The organism is Phycisphaerae bacterium (genome assembly GCA_035275405.1).
Lineage (GTDB): Bacteria > Planctomycetota > Phycisphaerae > UBA1845 > UTPLA1 > DATEMU01.
In genome coordinates, this window is record DATEMU010000001.1 from 17,112 (window position 1) to 34,652 (window position 17,541).

14 protein-coding genes are annotated in these 17,541 nt (G+C 61.6%); 9 read left to right on the forward strand and 5 right to left on the reverse strand.

Going from position 1 to position 17,541, the window contains the following annotated elements; all coding sequences use genetic code 11:
* Positions 1 to 69 precede the first annotated feature (69 nt).
* The 3 genes from VJZ71_00085 to VJZ71_00095 form a co-directional block, all read right to left on the reverse strand.
* A complete protein-coding gene (locus VJZ71_00085; GenBank protein ID HKQ46449.1) occupies positions 70 to 1,464 on the reverse strand; it encodes an FG-GAP repeat protein in 1,395 nt (464 codons plus the stop codon).
* Between the two features lie 216 nt (positions 1,465 to 1,680).
* Positions 1,681 to 2,016: a rhodanese-like domain-containing protein gene (locus tag VJZ71_00090; protein HKQ46450.1), complete on the reverse strand. Its 336-nt coding sequence runs from the start codon at positions 2,014 to 2,016 to the stop codon at positions 1,681 to 1,683.
* Positions 2,017 to 2,114: 98 nt separating this feature from the next.
* A complete protein-coding gene (locus VJZ71_00095; protein HKQ46451.1) occupies positions 2,115 to 2,963 on the reverse strand; it encodes a thermonuclease family protein in 849 nt (282 codons plus the stop codon).
* Between the two features lie 298 nt (positions 2,964 to 3,261).
* Here VJZ71_00095 and VJZ71_00100 point away from each other — a divergent pair, with 298 nt between their 5' ends.
* From VJZ71_00100 to VJZ71_00135, 8 genes are all read left to right on the forward strand, one after another.
* Positions 3,262 to 5,733, forward strand: a complete 2,472-nt coding sequence (locus VJZ71_00100; GenBank protein ID HKQ46452.1) for a DNA translocase FtsK 4TM domain-containing protein — start codon at positions 3,262 to 3,264, stop codon at positions 5,731 to 5,733.
* 56 nt (positions 5,734 to 5,789) lie between these two features.
* Positions 5,790 to 6,659: a 3-methyl-2-oxobutanoate hydroxymethyltransferase gene (gene panB, locus VJZ71_00105; GenBank protein HKQ46453.1), complete on the forward strand. Its 870-nt coding sequence runs from the start codon at positions 5,790 to 5,792 to the stop codon at positions 6,657 to 6,659.
* Between the two features lie 347 nt (positions 6,660 to 7,006).
* On the forward strand, positions 7,007 to 7,396 hold the full coding sequence (locus VJZ71_00110) for a hypothetical protein (GenBank protein ID HKQ46454.1): 390 nt from the start codon (positions 7,007 to 7,009) through the stop codon (positions 7,394 to 7,396).
* A 114-nt stretch (positions 7,397 to 7,510) separates the two neighbouring features.
* On the forward strand, positions 7,511 to 8,365 hold the full coding sequence (locus tag VJZ71_00115; GenBank protein HKQ46455.1) for a type II secretion system protein: 855 nt from the start codon (positions 7,511 to 7,513) through the stop codon (positions 8,363 to 8,365).
* Positions 8,366 to 8,504: 139 nt separating this feature from the next.
* Positions 8,505 to 8,942 carry a hypothetical protein gene (locus tag VJZ71_00120; protein ID HKQ46456.1) on the forward strand — a complete coding sequence of 146 codons (438 nt, stop codon included), beginning with the start codon at positions 8,505 to 8,507 and terminating at the stop codon, positions 8,940 to 8,942.
* Positions 8,939 to 9,790 carry a prepilin-type N-terminal cleavage/methylation domain-containing protein gene (locus VJZ71_00125; GenBank protein HKQ46457.1) on the forward strand — a complete coding sequence of 284 codons (852 nt, stop codon included), beginning with the start codon at positions 8,939 to 8,941 and terminating at the stop codon, positions 9,788 to 9,790. The genes VJZ71_00120 and VJZ71_00125 overlap by 4 nt, the downstream gene beginning before the upstream one ends.
* A gap of 54 nt (positions 9,791 to 9,844) precedes the next feature.
* Entirely contained in the window at positions 9,845 to 11,671 is a 1,827-nt protein-coding gene (lepA, locus tag VJZ71_00130; GenBank protein HKQ46458.1) for a translation elongation factor 4, read from the forward strand.
* Between the two features lie 106 nt (positions 11,672 to 11,777).
* Positions 11,778 to 14,339: a M28 family peptidase gene (locus VJZ71_00135; protein ID HKQ46459.1), complete on the forward strand. Its 2,562-nt coding sequence runs from the start codon at positions 11,778 to 11,780 to the stop codon at positions 14,337 to 14,339.
* 26 nt (positions 14,340 to 14,365) lie between these two features.
* Here VJZ71_00135 and VJZ71_00140 read toward each other — a convergent pair whose 3' ends face one another.
* Together VJZ71_00140 and VJZ71_00145 are read right to left on the reverse strand one after the other, a co-directional pair.
* Positions 14,366 to 15,256: a zf-HC2 domain-containing protein gene (locus VJZ71_00140; GenBank protein ID HKQ46460.1), complete on the reverse strand. Its 891-nt coding sequence runs from the start codon at positions 15,254 to 15,256 to the stop codon at positions 14,366 to 14,368.
* Positions 15,253 to 15,810, reverse strand: a complete 558-nt coding sequence (locus tag VJZ71_00145; GenBank protein HKQ46461.1) for an RNA polymerase sigma factor — start codon at positions 15,808 to 15,810, stop codon at positions 15,253 to 15,255. Before VJZ71_00145 ends, VJZ71_00140 begins: the two co-directional genes overlap by 4 nt.
* Before the next feature lie 260 nt (positions 15,811 to 16,070).
* On the opposite strand from VJZ71_00145, the gene lysS reads away from it, so the two are divergent.
* Complete coding sequence (lysS, locus tag VJZ71_00150) at positions 16,071 to 17,534, forward strand: lysine--tRNA ligase (GenBank protein HKQ46462.1); 1,464 nt, start codon at positions 16,071 to 16,073, stop codon at positions 17,532 to 17,534.
* Positions 17,535 to 17,541 lie beyond the last annotated feature (7 nt).

The following is a 17,541-nucleotide window of genomic DNA, read 5'->3' on the forward strand; positions in this document are numbered from 1 at the left end:
ATCGAGTCCGATGCGCGCGTTCACAAGTCCGGGAAACGTCCTTTGAAAACGCGGCGCAAGTTCAGGAATTCAAACGCCGGTCTGGGCCTGAACGAAAGGCTCAATATCGAGTCCGTCGGGTTGACCGGAGCCGTTGACGTCTGCGCGTATGATATGGTCCTCGCTCATGTCGAGGCCCAGAAGGACGCTGACGAAGATCTCGGTGTCGTCGGCGTCGCTGTCTCCGTCCCCGTCCAGATCGCCGTCCACGTTGCAGTTGAGGACAAAGACGTAGGCCGCGCCAGCGTTGGCCCCGGCGGCGTGATCGTCTTGCCGGGCTCCAATGATCGCAATATCGCCGTCGAGTGCGACCGAGCGGCCGAAATAGTCCGTCGCGGCGGCGTCGGAGGCGAGAAGTTTGTCCTGCTCGCTCCATGAATTGCCCGCGCCGAAAAAGACATAAGCCGAACCGGTCTCGCTTCCGGCAGGGATGTCATCGAAGGCGGCGCCCACGAGGGCGGTGTTGCCGGAGAGGGCCACGGAGTCGCCGAAAAAGTCGCTGGCGGCGCCATCCGAGGCGGAAAGACCGGTGGCTTGGGTCCAGACGCCCGCGGATCTGGTAAAGACGTAAGCGGACCCGGCGTCCGCGCCGCCGACAAGATCGTCGCGGTTGGCTCCAATGAGAGCGGTGTCGCCATCTACCGCGGCGGAGATTCCCAGGAAAGTGTTGGCGGCGGCGTTCAGCAACGTCAGCTTGCCCTGCTCGCTCCACGAGGTGCCGGCCCGGACGAACACATAGGCCGCGCCGGTGTCCATGAGAAGGCCCTGATCGTCTGCCTCCGCGCCGATGACGGTGGTGTCCACGTGAACGGCGACGGCGATGCCGAATCTGTCCTGGGCCGCGCCATCGGAGGCGGTGAGCTTGGCCTGTTGCGTCCAGACGGTCCCAGAACGGACAAAGACATAGGCCGCACCGGCGTTGGTGCCGCCGGGCGGGTCCTCGCGCTGGGCGCCGATGACGATCGTGTCGCCGTCGATGGCGACGGTGGATCCAAACCAGTCACTGCCTTGCGCATCCAAGGCGATCAGCTTGGCTTGTTCGGTCCAGGTGGTTCCCGACCGAACGAAGACGTAAGCCGAGCCGGCGTCGCTGCCGCCCGCGTGATTGTCGAGATAGGCGCCAACGACCGCGGTGTCGCCGGAGACGGCAACGGAAAAGCCGAACTGGTCAGAGGCCGCCGCGTCGAGGGGAGTGAGCTTGGCCTGCTCGGTCCAGACGGCGCCACTGCCGGTGAAGACGTAGGCGGCGCCGGCATCGGTTCCGCCGGAATTATCGTCGAACGGCGCGCCGATTACCGCGGTCGATGCGGAAATGGAGACGGAATAGCCGAATTGGTCGGAGGCGGCGGCGTCGGAGCCGGTCAGCTTGATGAGTTCCTGCGGGCTGCACTGCGCGGTGGCCTTGCTGGTAGAAAATAGTGTCACGACGATGGCACATACGGCGCAGGTTGCTGTGGAATTGGACGGCGAGCGGTTAAACGGGCGGGGTGGCGGGCCGGTGAGGCGAAGAGCGCGCATGGTCTATAATCGGATTTAGGAAGGTGCGGGCAGGAATGTCCCGCCCCGAATTCGAGATACAGGAAGTGGAGTATTCGGATTGGAGCGAACGCGACGGCATCGCCTGACTGGCGATGTCTCGCGTCAATCGTACCGCGGGACGGTCGGGTCTACGTCGCGTGACCAGGCGTCGATGCCGCCGGTCATGTTGCGAACGCGTTCGAACTCCTGCTTTCGCAGAAAGGATACAACGTGGGCGCTGCGGACGCCGTGATGGCAGAAGACGACGTATTCCTTCGCCGGGTCGAGCGATTGCAGGCGCGAGGGGATTTCGCCCATGGGGATGTGCAGGGCGCCGTCGATGCGCGCGATGGCAATTTCCTCCGGCTCGCGGCAATCGAGGAGGACGAAATCGGGCGAGTGCGCCACGAGGAGGGCATTGACCTCGGCGGGGTTCATCTCTTCAACTTCCGATGACATGCTCGTAAATAGTAGCGGAGGCATGCGCCACTGTCTTGCGGAACGAATTCGCGCCCAGCCTCCACCCCGTAGCTTTGTGACACCGTACCACCGAGTGTTTACTGGGCGGCAACCTTCGGCGGGCAAGTGCTGATCTGTTCGAATCGCTCCACCGTGATCTGCGGCTGATCGCCTGCCATCACGAGCGGGGCGTCGAAATAGAGAAAGTTGGGCTTTCCTTCGCCGACGAATTCGCGCTCGATGAAGAGGGCGAGCGGCCGCGCGGCGGGGGGGAAGTAAGCGGAGAGCGGTTGGTGGGGGCTGCCGAGTTGGATCAGGATCGACCCATCGGAGAGGTGAAACGGCCGGACCAGGTCGGCGAAGATCACGATCGTCGCGGCGGCCCTGGCGTGCTTGACGATGCCTTCGTAATCCAGTCGGCAATCGAAGTAGTCCTCTCCCTGCGCCCTCAGGCAGCGGAAGTCGTCCACCTGCCCCGCGCGGATTCGCCACCACGTTTTTTGCCGATCGTACACGTCGCGCCGTGCCGCGTCGCCCCATATCCCCAGGCCTTCGCGGCGCGCCCATAGCTCGGCACGTTCCATGGCATCGCGGTGAATGGAAGGGCGGCCGTATTTCTCGAAACAAGGGCTTCGACCGTCGCGAATAAGACGGGCGTTGTAAAGTTCGCCTCGGGTATGGACGTAGGCAAGGATTCGTCCCGAATTGCTCCATTCGAGGCGGCCGGACGGAAACTCGACCTGGACCTCGGAAGAATTCTCCAACAGAAACTCTCTGGCCCATTTGAGCGTACGGCGACCGAGGTGCGTGGGTGATCGGGCGGCGGCGACCGCCGGCTCGGGCTGGACATCCATCAGGCGGACTTGCCGCGGCGCACCCTCCCATTGAACCAAAAGGGTATCGGTATCCACAAGATCGAGAAGGGCGCAGACGATCCGCATGGACATCTTTCTTCCTCTCCAACTCGTGGCCCGGCAGGGTGTGTGGTGGCGATCCCGCGAGGGCGCCGCCTCCGATGCGATGTTGGCGACTATAACCAAAAAATCCGCCGTTTTCAAGAGTTTTGGCCGCGAAAGCGCGCCGATCGGTGATGGACTTCGGGCAATTCGAGGGCGCCGCCGATTCCGGTCGATACAAATTGGGGAGATTGGACGACGACGGGTTTTGTGCGCGCGTGATTTGTGATCAGACAGGGGCGAGGACGACAGAACCCGATGAACGACGCGAGCTTTCAACGAGACCCTCATGGATGAACCGGCGGACGCGCCCGCAACTACGCTTCGTAACTGTCGACACATCGCGCTGCTTGTGTTCTGCGCGTTCGCCTGGGTGGCGATACTGACATTTGACAACGGCGATTGGCCGAACACGGCCGTGTGGCCGCAGCCCGATCCGGTGCACAACGGTTGCGGCCGGGCCGGGGCGTGGATTTCGTTTCAATTGATGCATTATCTCGGGGAAGGCACGTTTCCGTTACTGCTGGTGCTGACGTTTGGCGCGCTGCTCCAGCTTGCCCGCCGGCCCATCACAGGCGTCGTACTACGCCTTATTGGATTAGCTCTGTTGACGTCCGCGACGGCGGCATCGTCGGCGCTGATGGACGTCAGGCTCGCCGGCGGTCTTGTCGAGGGCCGCGGCGGCATCCTCGGGATCGCCCTCGCCGCTGTACTCAAGACGGGGTTTTCGACGTGGGGGGCTTGGCTGGTCCTCATTGCTGCCCACATCGTGGGGTTGCTGCTGACGGCCGATGATCTGCTGGTACGCGCTCCCCAAGGCGCGAATTGGTTGCGACGCAAGTTCAGCGATCTCATTGAGGCGCTGCGCAGTGCGGGCACGGCTGGACCAACACTGACGCCGGTGATGATGGGCGCGGGGAATGTCGCCGTGGCATCGCCGCCTTCTCGAAAAAGGAGCGAGCCCGCGCGGGAAGAGGCAGTGCGAACGGAGGAAGTTGAAGATGAAGAGCTGGACGGCATCGAATCAGCGGGGGGATTGGAGGCCGAGCTTGAATCCGTGCCCGTCGACGACCCCGCCACGCTGCCGGAGCGGGAGCTGATTATCAAAATGCTCGGGCGGGACCGCGTGGAGGGCAAGGCGCCCAAGAGCGCGTGGCCGACGGAGTTGGGGGATTACGTACTGCCGCCGCTTTCGCTTCTGCGCGATCCCGAAGGGCGTTATAGCGCGGCGCAGGAAGGCCTTGTCCGCGATCAGGCCGCCATCCTCCAGCGCACGCTGGCGGAGTTTCGCATCGAGGTCCAGGTCGTCGAGATCGACACCGGGCCGGTCATCACGATGTTCGAGCTGGAACTATCAGCGGGGACGAAGGTGAGCCAGATTCAGCACCTGGCAAACGACATCGCGCGGGCGCTGAAGGCGCCGGCGGTTCGTGTCGTCGCGCCGATCCCCGGCAAGCACACGATCGGGATCGAAGTGCCCAACGTGAACAAGGAGAAAGTGCGGCTGAAGGAACTGATCATGCTCGGCGGCGTAAAGCCGACGCGGATGGCGCTGCCCGTGTTCATCGGAAAGAACGCCAGCGGCGACCCGCTGATCTGCGACATCGCGACGATGCCGCACATGCTCATCGCGGGGACGACGGGCAGCGGAAAGTCCGTCAGCATCAATACGCTGGTCATGTCGATCCTCATGACACAGCGGCCCGACCACGTAAAGCTGATCCTTGTCGATCCGAAGATGGTCGAGCTGTCCGTCTTCAAGGAAATCCCGCACCTCATGTGCCCCATTGTCACCGACATGCAGCGTGCAGAGATGATCCTCCAGTGGGCGACGACCAAGATGGACGAGCGGTACGAACTGCTGGCGGAGGCGGGGGTCCGCGACATCGCCAACTTCAACCGACTGGGCAAAGAGGAGATTTACAACCGCTTCCAGCCCTCGACGGAGGAAGAGAAGCGCCAGATCCCGACGCACTTGCCATACATCCTGATCCTGATCGACGAGTTGGCGGACTTGATGATGACCAGTGGCAAGGAGGTCGAGCATCATCTGTCTCGCCTGGCCCAGAAGAGCCGCGCAGTCGGCATTCACCTCGTCGTCGCGACGCAGCGACCGCAGGCCAACGTCGTCACCGGGCTCGTCAAGAGCAATCTCCCGTGCCGCGTTGCCTTCCGCGTGGCGAGTCGAATGGACTCGCGGATCGTGCTCGATCAAAACGGTGCTGAGGTTCTCATGGGTGAGGGCGACATGCTGTTCCTGCCGCCGGGTTCCGCAAAGCTCGTTCGTGCACAGGGCACGTATATCGAGGACGACGAGCTTCGAGCTGTCATCAAAGACCTCGCGGCGAAGGCCCGGCCGGAGTTCCACCATGAATTGCAGCGCCTCAAGCCGGATGGCGACGAGTCGTCGGGTGAGCGCGATCCACTGTTCGACCGGGCGGTCTCGATCATCGTGGAGACAAAGCGGGGCAGCGTGAGCCTGCTCCAGCGCCGGCTGGAAGTCGGCTATTCGCGCGCGAGCCGCTTGATCGATCAGATGGCGGCCGCAGGCATCGTGGGCGAGTACAAGGGCAGCCAGGCCCGCGAGGTATTGATCACTGACAAGGAGTGGGGCGCGATTCGCAAGCAGCGCGACGGCGAGGTCTCAGGCGGGAACTATCGGGCCGACATGGAGGCGCACGATGACGATCGCTACGGCTCGGCCGATCTCGACGAGGGCGTCCCCGATCTTATCGATGATCGTAGCGACATCCGCGGCTGAAATCGTCGCGGCGGACCCGACTTGATTCGATCCATCCCCTGACCTACGCTATTCCCGTGAACCAGCGGGAAAAGATCACCCTTTCGACCCTCCGCGCCCGGAAGAAATCCAAGACGCCGATCACGATGTTGACGGCGTACGATTTCCCCACGGCGCAAATCGAGGAGGCCGCGGGGATCGATTGCATCCTCGTCGGTGACTCCGCGGCGCAGGTCGTGCTTGGGCATGGCACGACGCTTCAGGCGACGATGGACTACATGATCACCATCACCGCCGCCGTTCGCCGCGGCGCGCCGGGCGCCTTCCTGATCGGCGATATGCCGTACCTTTCGTTCAACATCAACACGGAGGAGGCGATCCGCAACGCCGGTCGTTTCATGGCCGAGGCCGGCTGCGATTGCGTCAAGATTGAGGGTGACGGCCGGATCGCCCCGACCGTCGGTGCGTTGGCCGCCGCTACCATCCCGGTCATGGTTCACCTGGGACTTCGACCCCAAGCCGTCCATCAGTTTGGAGGCTACCGGGCCCAGGGACGAGATGCCGTTTCAGCCCAACGGCTGATTGCCGATGCCCGCCTGATGCAAGAGGTGGGGGCCTGTGCCCTCCTCCTGGAGGCGGTCCCGCCGGAGCCGGCCCGGATAATCGCTGAAAGGACCCCCTTGCCAGTAATTGGGTGCGGGGCGGGCCCTTTTTGCGATGGCCACGTGGTCGTACTGCATGACATGCTGGGGTTGTCGCCGGGCCCTTTGCCGAGGTTTGTGAAGACCTACGCAACCGTACGGGAAACGATTGCAAAGGCTGTAGGGACATATATCTCCGACGTTTTGGGGAGGCGGTACCCGGGGGAAGAACACTCCTATCGCATGGACCCAGGCGAGGAAACGGCCTTGAAAGAGGGGTGTCTGGACGGCCATTTGAACGGCTAGAGCCGTCCAAATGGCGTTGTGATGCTCTGTCCTTGGGAAAGACAAGGCAGTACGGACTAGTGCTTGGGGATAGTGCCTTTTTTAGTAGCGTTGCGGGGGCGAAACGTGCTATAATCGGAGGCCTAGGTCGCAGTGGTTGATTTTCGGTGGTGACCCCCCGCCGGCCTGCTTGGTCGATCGTTCGCACCGAAACAGGCGATCCAAGGCGCGTGAGGTCCCTCCTGCTTGATTAATGCAGACCGGAAAGCGTTCCACCGACCACGGATTTGGTGAGTGCGTGTAATGCCGAAAAGCCCCGTGGCTTGTTGGTGGTTCGCGCCAACGGTTTTTGAGTGAGGTGAAGACCCTTGGGTAAGAGTTCGATCGTGAAGATCATCATCATCCTGGCGGCGATGGGGGCGGCGGGCGTCATCTATGCCACCACGAGCCGCGAGGAGAAGGCCGGCGTCGCCAAGGACGCGAAGGCCATCGACTTTGTTTGCACCAAGTGCACTCATCATTTTGAAGTACCCTATGAGGAGTTCAAAGCTGCGCAAAAGGCAGCAGCGGCGCCGAGGTCCGGAGAAGACGACGGCGTCAAGATGAAACGCCGTCGGGACGTCAAACCGCCGGTCCTCGCGTGCCCGCAATGCAGTGAACAAGCCGCGTTGGCGGCGAATCGATGTCCGACACACTCGACGTATTATCCAAAGCTGAATGAAGATGGAACGAAAGGCCGTTGTCCGCAATGCCGTTGATTGCGGCGGCGACGAAGATCTACACTGTAACTGACGCGTCGCACGGCACGACAGCCGGGCGGCACGAAGAAAAGGCGAACCGAACGTCTCTTAATGGACTGTGGGAGTTACGAAATGAACAGAAGAGGTTTTACGCTTATTGAACTCTTGGTCGTGATCTCGATCATCGCGGTCCTGATCTCGATCCTGTTGCCGGCCCTGAGCGCCGCCAAGGAGTCGGGCGCCATCGCCCTTTGTCAGTCTAACTTTCGTGAACTGACCAAGACGGCGAACATGTACATGGACGACGAAGATAAGGCGACTCAACCCTGGTACCTTACGATTCAGAACTTGAATCCCTCGTATGTGTCCGAGTTTATCTTCGGAGGATTTCAGCACGAGCGTCCGCATCCGGATTATGGTGACCAAACCGATACGAGAATCACACCGACAAATTTGCGTCCGTACAACAAATACATCGCACCAGGTATCACAACTAAGACCATCATCAAATCCTACGTCTGTCCCTCAGACAAGTCGGACAATACGCCAACGGTCAACCAAGATACCCCGGATATCGAGGACGCTGAAATATTTCCATCCTGGCAGGTCAATGGAAACAGTTATGCTCTGAACTGGTATTGGCAAGAGTCTCCTCCCTGGTTCGGGGGCATGTATGATGACATCGACAGCTTCAGCACCGCCGGCACCGATATGCTTCGCCTGAAAGTCGGTGGAGAAGCGGGGCGGTTTGTCATCTTCATGGAAAACACGATGAACGGTTACATGTATGACGCTCGCCCTTCCAGTGGGGAATACGGGCAAAGCGTCCTTCAGGACCTCGGCGTGGGATGGCACAGAAAGTACTCAACCTATTCGATGGGTTTCCTGGATGGACACGCCGAGTACCGGTATATCGATACGCGCTACACGGGCGACGCCGGTTACGATATCTGGCCGTCGAAGATCACTCAGATGCAAGGGCAATAACTAAGACGGCGTGTCGCCGGTGTAACCCGGGAGCGTTGGATCAAAATCAAAAGCGCCTGCGGTGCAATGGCCCGCGGGCGTTTTTTTGTAAATAGAATGGTATAATTCCCGTAGCGAGCCTGCTCGGACAAGGGAATCTGTGCTTTCACACGCAGCCCCAACCACTTCGGTACGGAATCAGCGAATCAAGATCGCCATTACGATCATGGGCTTTGCCGTGGCGGGAATCGTCCTCGCGGCGAACCTCCGTTCGCCGCCGCCGGTTGAGGCCGATGAACGCAAACCCGTCGTTTTGCTTTGCCCGCGCTGCGATCGTCACTTCATCGTAGGCTTTGAGGAGTTTGCCAAGGCCGCCGGCGCCGTTAGCGATGTGGAAATAAAAACGGCGGCGGGGACCGGCAGGAGGCGATCACTGCAGGAACGCGCGGTCGCAATGACCTGTCCTTCTTGTGGGCAGATGAGCGGCAAGCCGGCGTCGCATTGTCGGCGTCATGATCTCTATTATCTTAAACATACCGCCAAGGGCGCGAACGCACGCTGTCCGAAGTGCAGTCCGGTGCCGGGGGCCGCGTCATGAAGCGATCTGCATTTACCCTGATCGAGCTCTTGATGACCATTGCCATCATCGCAATTCTCATCTCCCTGCTTCTCCCCGCGCTCGGCGGGGCCCGCGAAACCGCGAACATCGCCTACTGCCTGTCCAACCTCGGGACCCTCGGCAAGACCGCGATGATGTACATGGACGACGTGGGCAGGCCGACCCAGCCGTGGTACGTGGCGCCCTTCGGGTACCTCAACATCGGCACCGTCAGCGAGTACAGCTACGGCGGATTCCGGCACTCGCGGCCGAATCCCGATCCCCGGTTTTCACATCTGGATACGTTCCTCCTTCCAACGGGGGAGCGACCGTATAACAAGTACATCGCTCCGGGTCATGGCGAGGGCTCGCCGATCAAGGCGTACATCTGCCCGTCGGACAAGTCGTGGACGACGCCGCTGGTGGGGGACCAGCTTCCCGAGAATTTTCCGCCGGAGGACGCCTTCGCGTCGTGGGAGGTGAATGGCAACAGCTTCGCGATCAACTGGTACTGGCTCCAGGCGCCGCCGTGGTATGGGGAGGAGTCCTGGTACGCGAACCTGGATGCGTTTTCGCGGGCCGGCGAGGAGATGATGACGCGCAAGGTCGGCGGGGAGGCGGCGAAGTTCGTCCTCTTTACCGAGAGCTGCATGAACTACTTCATGTACGACGCCCGGCCGCGGAGCGAGACGTACGGGAACAGTCCGCTGCAAACCTTCGGTCCCGGTTGGCACAAGAAGTGGACCACCTACAGCGTCGGGTACCTCGACGGCCACGCCGAGTTTCGCCGGGTCGATACGCGTTACAGCGACGACACGGGCTTTGACATTTGGCCGACGCTGCGCTGAACGAGGGAGGCCCGGCGGCTATTCAGAAAATCATTTCCCCGGTAGAATTACCCGGTGGAAATCGACCGCCTCCGAAACTTCTCCATTATCGCGCACATCGATCACGGCAAGAGCACGCTGGCGGATCGGATTTTGCTGCGCTGCGGGGCCATTACGGAGCGTGAGTTCCGCGAGCAGTTCCTCGACGACATGGATCTGGAGCGGGAGATGGGCATCACCATCAAGGCCAATCGCGCCTGTCTCGCCTATGAGTATGCCGGCAGAAGCGATGCCACGAGCCGAAAACCTCAAGTCTATTCCCTGAACCTCATCGATACCCCCGGCCACGTCGATTTTCACTATGAAGTCAGCCGGGCGCTCGCCGCCTGCGAAGGCGTGCTGCTCCTCGTCGACGCCAGCCAGGGTATTCAGGCCCAGACCCTCGCCAATGCCTACAAGGCCATCGAAGCCGGCCTGACGATTATTCCGGTCATCAATAAGATCGATCTCCCTTCCGCCCGACCCGAGGATATTGCCCTGGAGGTCGAACAGGTACTGAGTATTCCGGCGGATGACGCCGTTTTTGCATCCGCAAAGACCGGTCAGGGCGTCGAAGAGATTCTCGCCGCCATCGTCGAGCGAATCCCGCAGCCGACGGGCGATCGCGAAAAGCCGCTCAAGGCGATGATCTACGACGCCAAAGTCGATCCGCATCGGGGCGTGGTGTGCCACGTTCGCCTGGTGGACGGCTCGGTAAAAAAGGGCGACAAGATTCGGCTGATGGCCGCCGGACGGACATATCAGGTCAGCGACGTCGGTATCTTCGCGCCGAAGATCACCAGCCAGGCCGAACTCTCCGCGGGCCAGGTCGGCTATCTCTTCGCGGGGATCAAGACGATCCACGACGTCACGATCGGCGACACCATTACGCTGGACAGCCACCCTTGCGACGGCGCGCTGCCCGGCTACAAGCCGCCGCAGCGGATGGTCTTTTGCGATTTTTATCCCGGCCCCGGCACGACCAGCCCGCAACTTCGCGAAGCGATGGAGACCCTCTGGCTCAACGACTCCAGCTTCAATTTCACCCCCGCCGCCAGCGCCGCGCTGGGCGTCGGCTTCCGCTGCGGCTTTCTCGGCCTCTTGCATATGAAGATCATTCAGGAGCGGCTGGAGCGTGAGAGCGAAGTCGACTTGGTGCAGACCGCGCCGACCGTCGGTTTCGAAATCCTCTTTACAGACGGGGCTGTGCGGGTAATTGAATCGCCGGCGGACATGCCATCGCCGGACCAGATCGCCGAGATTCGCGAGCCGTACGTGCGGACCGAGATCATCGTCCCGGCGAGGTACATTGGAAACGTAATGCAGCTCAGCGAGGAGCGGCGCGGCAAGCACAAGCGGACGGAGTACCTGTCGCCCGACCGCGTCGTGTTGACCTATGAATTCCCACTCGCGGAGGTGATCTACGATTACTACGACCGGCTCAAGAGCGTCACCAGCGGCTATGGGACGATGGATTACGAGCTGATCGGCTATCGGGCGGATGATCTGGTCAAGCTCAATATCCTTGTGAACGGCGCGCCGGTCGATGCGTTAAGTATCATCGTTCACCGTTCGAGGGCGGAAAGCCGTGGGCGGCGGCTCATTATGCGGCTCAAGAAGGAGATCAGCCGGCACCTGTTTGAGATTCCCATCCAAGCGGCGATCGGGGGGAAGATTATCGCCCGCGAGACGATCAAGCCGGTGCGTAAGGACGTGACGGCCAAGTGTTACGGCGGCGACGTGTCGCGGAAGCGGAAGCTGCTGGAGAAGCAAAAAGAGGGCAAGAAGCGGATGAAGCAGGTGGGCAGTGTGGCCATCCCCCAGGCGGCGTTCATGGCGGTGCTCGATTCGTCGGACGAATAGGGGAGGCTGGCAATCGCCACGACAAAATGCTCTAATAGGATTGCGAGCTGAAGGGGACTCGCGGCCAAATGGCCCGCGTATCCAACCCGATTCGGAGTTCCAAAACATGCTGACCTATCGCCGATGGCCTCGCGCGGCCGCTGTATACCTTTGGATCTTGCTGCCGCTGACCGTGCAGGCCGCTGACGACGGCCTGGGAGCGCGTCGTCATTCGCAGAATGCGGCCCTTTTTTCCCAGGCCGCCTATGAGAAAAATGTCGCTCACCTTGCCAGCGATGACTTGGAGGGTCGTGGCACCGGTCAGGAGGGGATTGACAAGGCGGCGGAATATATCGCCGCGTGGTTTGAGAAATGCGGCGTGGAGCCGGCCGGCGACAAGGAAACGTATTTCCAGAACTTCACGCTCAAGCTCTCCAATCGCATCGGGCCGGGCACGCGGCTGGCGATTGGGGTACGCGGGAGGACGTCACGCAAGCCCGCAAAGCTCAACGAAGAATTTACGCCCTTCCCCTTCTCCAAGAGTGCGTCGTTTCGCGGGGACGTCGTCTTCGCCGGGTACGGAATCGTCAGCGACGATTTGGACTACAACGATTACGGCGATCTCGATGTGGCCGACAAGGTCGTTCTCATCCTGCGACGGTCGCCGAAGTTCGCGGACTTTTCCGAGGCCGACATGTCGTTTCGCGCCAAGGCTTCGCGGGCCAGCGCCCGAGACGCCGCGGCCCTGATCGTCGTTAATCCCGACGGCGATGAGGATAGTGACAAGCTTTACAACTTCGACGGCAGCGCGGGGGCGGGGTTCGGGTTCGGCGGCGGCTCCTATGGGATCCCGATGATCCACGTCCGTCGCTCGGTCGCCGACCGGATGCTGAAGGCGGGTGGGCTAGGCGACGTGACGTCTCTGCAAAAGCGGATCGAGTCGCGCAAGCGGCCGGTGTCCGCCGCATTGAAGGGCGTCAGCGTTCGCGGCCGCGTAAACATCGAGCCTGTCGAGAGCCCCGTACGCAACGTCGCGGGCTTCATTCCCGGCGATGGTCCGCAGTCAGACGAGATCATCGTTCTGGGGGCGCATTACGATCACCTGGGCATCCGCCACAAGGGCGAGGACAATTTCAACCCCGCGAAGGACATCAGCAACGGCGCGGACGACAATGCCTCCGGCACGGCCCTGATCATGACATTGGCCGACGCCTACACGCGCGGCGAGCGGCCCAATCGTTCGCTGTTGTTGCTTCTCTTTACCGGCGAGGAGCGCGGTCTCTTGGGCTCACACTATTTCGCGAATCATCCGACGGTGGATTTGAAGGAATGCGTGGCCATGCTCAATTTCGACATGGTCGGACGGCTCAAGGACGACAAGCTGGAAGTAGGGGGGATGCGCACGGGCGATTTTACGGAGATGGTCGATCGGCTCGCGGAACCGTACGGTCTGGCGATCAAGGACGGCGGCGGGGGTTCCGGTCCGTCCGATCACACCAGCTTTTACAACAAGGACATTCCCGTTCTCTTTTTCTTCACCGGCATCCATAAACAGTATCACCGACCGGAGGATGACACGCATTTACTGAACATCGATGGGGCGATTCGCATCGCGAAGTTCGCGGCGGATTGCATCGATGAGATCGACGCCGATCCCCAACCGCCGAAGTTTAGTGAGGACACGCGCCGGGCGCAGCTGGCCCGTCAAGACGCCGAGGAGGAGGAAGGGGATGCGGCGCCTCGCCGGGGCCGTGTACGGCTGGGGATCATGCCGTCACCGGATGACACCGAATCGGGCGTTCTCGTCGCGGAGGTCTCTGACGATTCTCCGGCGAAGCGGGCTGGGGTTCGCGAGGGCGATCGCATTGTTAAGCTTGGGGATGCAGAGATTGAATCTTTCGACGATCTGGCGGCTGCGCTGAGCGAGTTTCGAAGGGGCGATACGACAAGGTTGATGGTCCGTCGGGCGGGCAAACCGTTCGGGATGGACGTCACATTCGGCCGCCGGGGCCGCCGCGACGCGCGGCAGGTGGGGGACGATGCCGGTGAGCGTCTTGTCAGGCTTGCAAGAGAGCTGGCCAAAGATTCCAGCATAAAAGTGCACGTGCAAATCAAGGACGCGGGCGGGGAATGGCGGATCGAGTTCAGCGAACTGGATCGTGAGTCGCTGGGCAAGGTCCTTGACGAACTCATCACGTTTTTGGAAGAAAGTAAGTCTGGCGGCAATTACACCATCTCACTCGGCTTCGAGTTCCCCCCCGGCCTTCATCGAATCACAATTCAAAAGAAAGCCCGAGTCGATTCAGCAGACGCAAAATCGCCAACCGTCAGGAAGCAAAAAGAACGGCTGGCGCCCGATTCCCACGCCCGCGCCCCCTCCGACGACTCCGGCCGCAACACCATGCCCGGCGTGCGGCTGGGGATCATGCCGACCTATGGCGAGGCGACCGAGGACGGTTACGAGATTTCCGGCGTGGTGGAGGATGGCCCTGCGGCAAAGGCGGGGATGAAGGACAGCGATCGCATTTATCAGATCGGCCAGGAGCGGATCAAGGACGTGTACAGCTACATGGAAGCGCTACGGAAGTACAAGGCCGGCGACGAGGTGAAGGTCGTTGTGCTTCGCGATGGGAAGAAGGTGACGCTCACGATCAAGACCGCCGCACAGAAGTCGCGGGAAGCGGCTTAACCGCCCTCATCGGCAATCGGCCCTAATCACCGCATCGCGAAGCGCACGGCCGAATCGATTTGATCTTCCAGATTCGGCATCGCCAGGCGGATGCCGGAGACCATTTCGCGAAGCTGCTCGATCGTCAGGTTCGCACAGCAGGCGTAGCTGGTCGAGTTGCGATGCCATGCCAGGATCGACAGCTTCTTGCCGCCATCCTGGTCCACTTCGTATTGCAAATAGCCGTCGGGGCTGGGGCCGCTGCCCTGGTCCAGCCGGTCCAGCCGCGGCACGCAGAAGAGCGACAATCGCGACTGCCGGTCGGCCGAGGCGTAGACGAGATGTCCGCCCTCGCGGCTCAGGCTGGCGTCGATGCCGCAGAAGTTCACCGACTCAAACTCATAACCGAACCGGGACAAGTTCGGCGCGACCGCCGCAACCCGACCGGCGAAATGTTGGTTGATCGCCGCGGCGACCTGCGATCGGTCGCGGGGCAGGCTGGGGTATTGATGCTTGGCCGGCTCGGCGAGGCATAGGCGATGCACCTCGGCGATCATCGTGGCGGCCGTCGGCCCGCCTTCTACGCGAACCGGCGCATTCGCCATCTGGTCAGGATCGGCGCTTCGATTCGCGAACGCCCACCAACCGCCGGCCGCCGCAAGGGCAACGCAGGCCGCCGCGGCGAGTGGCCGAAGCCAGGGCACGGGCCTTGCCGATGCCCCTTCCAGGCGTTGAACCACTCGTTGGTGCAGGCCCTCCGGCGTCTTTTCCGCCGCGAGATTCCGGCCGATGGCCGAGCGGAGCGCCTGGTGTTCGTCCACCAAGCGGCTGCACGCCGGGCACATCTTCAGATGGTCCAGCACTTCGCAGTTGGCCTTCACGCCGAGCTGGCCGTCCGCGAAGGCATACAAAAATTTTCTCACGGTCGTACAGTTCATGGTGACGATCCCATTCCAGGAGTGATCCCCCGGTCCCTGGCATATTCGCTCAACGCCTCTCCCAACTTCTGTCGTGCGCGGTGGAGCCGGCTCATGACCGTCCCGACCGCACAGCCCAACACATCGCCGATCTCCTTATAGCTCAGATCGCCCAGCGCCCACAGGAGCAGTACGGAGCGATATTCGGGCAACAGGTCGTCGATCGCCCATTTCAAATCCTCGTCGAAGCCTTCCCAGTCGATCTGCCCGGGCGTCAGCGCCGGCAGTCCGTCGTGCGCCAACTCCGCGGCGAAGTCGTCGAGGCTTAGGTCCGCCGTGAGCGTCGGCGTACGGGCGTCGCCACGCAGGCGATTGACCCAGACGTTGTGGAGGATTTTGAGCAACCATGCCTTTGCTCCGTGCGCTCTCAGTTCGAATTCCGCGAATCCGCGATGGGCTAGGAGGAACGTCTCCTGCGCGAGGTCCTCCGCCTCGTGTTGATCGGCGGTCAGTTTTTTCGCCACTCGATAGACGAGGTCGAGGTGGCACAAAATATGCTGCTCAAACCGGGCCATTAGTCCGCTTCGGCCCGCCGCGGCGGGTAAACTCCTCTTTGACCGGGGACTTTTCATAGGCCCCAGTCTTGTGTGACGTGGATCACTTTCGATTTCCTCACACCCATAAACACCGCCGGCGCGGGGTTTATTCCCGGTATTTGCGCATTTTTCCTGCTCCAAAGTCAAGCCCCAAAAGGTCTTGCGCCCGCTCGGGCACTTGCAATGTCGGGGGGGAGCGTGGATATTGGCCCAGCAGGGCCTGCAAGGCGAATGATTCGATGGCGGACCAATACTACGAAGAACGCAAACGCAAGCTCGACCGGCTAATCGGCCTGGGGGTGGACCCCTATGGGGCCCGGTTTGACGGGGTGGGGGGCAATGAGGAGGTCCGCCGGCGCGTCGAGGGGCTTTCCGTCGGGCCGGGCGAATCGGATGAGACCGCCAAAGCTCGGGTGGCAGGTCGGATCGCCCTTTTTCGGCTCATGGGCAAGCTCGCTTTCCTGACGCTTCGCGATTCAACAGGCGAAATCCAGATAGGCGTGTCCAAGGCCCGTGTCGGCGACCAGGCGTGGGAGGTACTCTCCCTGTTGGACTTGGGGGACATCATTGGGGTGGACGGCTACTTGGGCCGGACCAAGACGAACGAGATCACAGTTTGGGCGGAGGGAGTCACGCTGCTCTGCAAGAGCCTCCATCCGCCGCCGGAGAAGTGGCACGGTTTGCACGATGTTGATGCCCGGTATCGGCAGCGCTATCTCGATCTCTTCTCCAATCCGGAGGTCATGCGGACGTTCAAGGCGCGGTCACAGATCGTGGACGCCGTGCGGTCGTACTTCCGCGATCAGGGGTTCCTCGAGGTCGAGACGCCGATGCTTCAGCCGATCTACGGCGGCGCGGCGGCGCGACCTTTCACGACGCATCATAATACGCTGGACATCGACCTATTCCTGCGGATTTCGCCGGAACTGTATCTCAAGCGGCTGCTCGTCGGCGGAATGGAGCGGGTCTTCGAGATTAACCGCAACTTCCGCAACGAAGGGATCAGCACGCAGCACAATCCTGAGTTCACGATGATGGAATGCTATCAGGCGTATGGCGACCTGACGGACATGATGAACCACGTCGAGGGGATAGTCGTACGGAGCATCGAGGCGCTCGGCGGTGGCCTGAAACGGCGCTTTCGCGATCACGAACTCGACTTTACGCCGCCCTGGCCGCGAAAGTCGTACGGCGAATTATTGCGCGAGCATGCCGGGCCGGACCTTCGCGACCCAGCCGCCGTCCGCAAGAAAGCCGCAGAGCGCGGCATCGAGGATCCCAAAGCCGACGACGCGATCATTGCCAACCGGCTCTTCGAGGCCGCCGTCGAGCCGCACCTGATCCAACCGTTGTTTGTGACCGAGTATCCGGCGGCCCTGTGCCCTTTGACGCGGCGCAAGCCGGGCGATCCAACGCTGGCCCTGCGGTTCGAGGCTTACGCTGCGTGCATGGAGCTGGGAAATGCGTATACAGAGTTGAACGACCCGGCCGTGCAGCGGGAAACGCTCAGCTCGCAGGTCAAGGGCGAAGGCGACGAGACCATGCGCGTCATGGATGAGGACTTTTTGACGGCGCTGGAGCACGGCATGCCTCCCGCTGGCGGACTGGGCGTGGGCATTGACCGGCTGGTGATGCTATTGACGAATTCACCGAGCATCCGCGACGTGATACTTTTCCCCCTACAGCGGCCGCAAAAAGTATAGGTCCGAT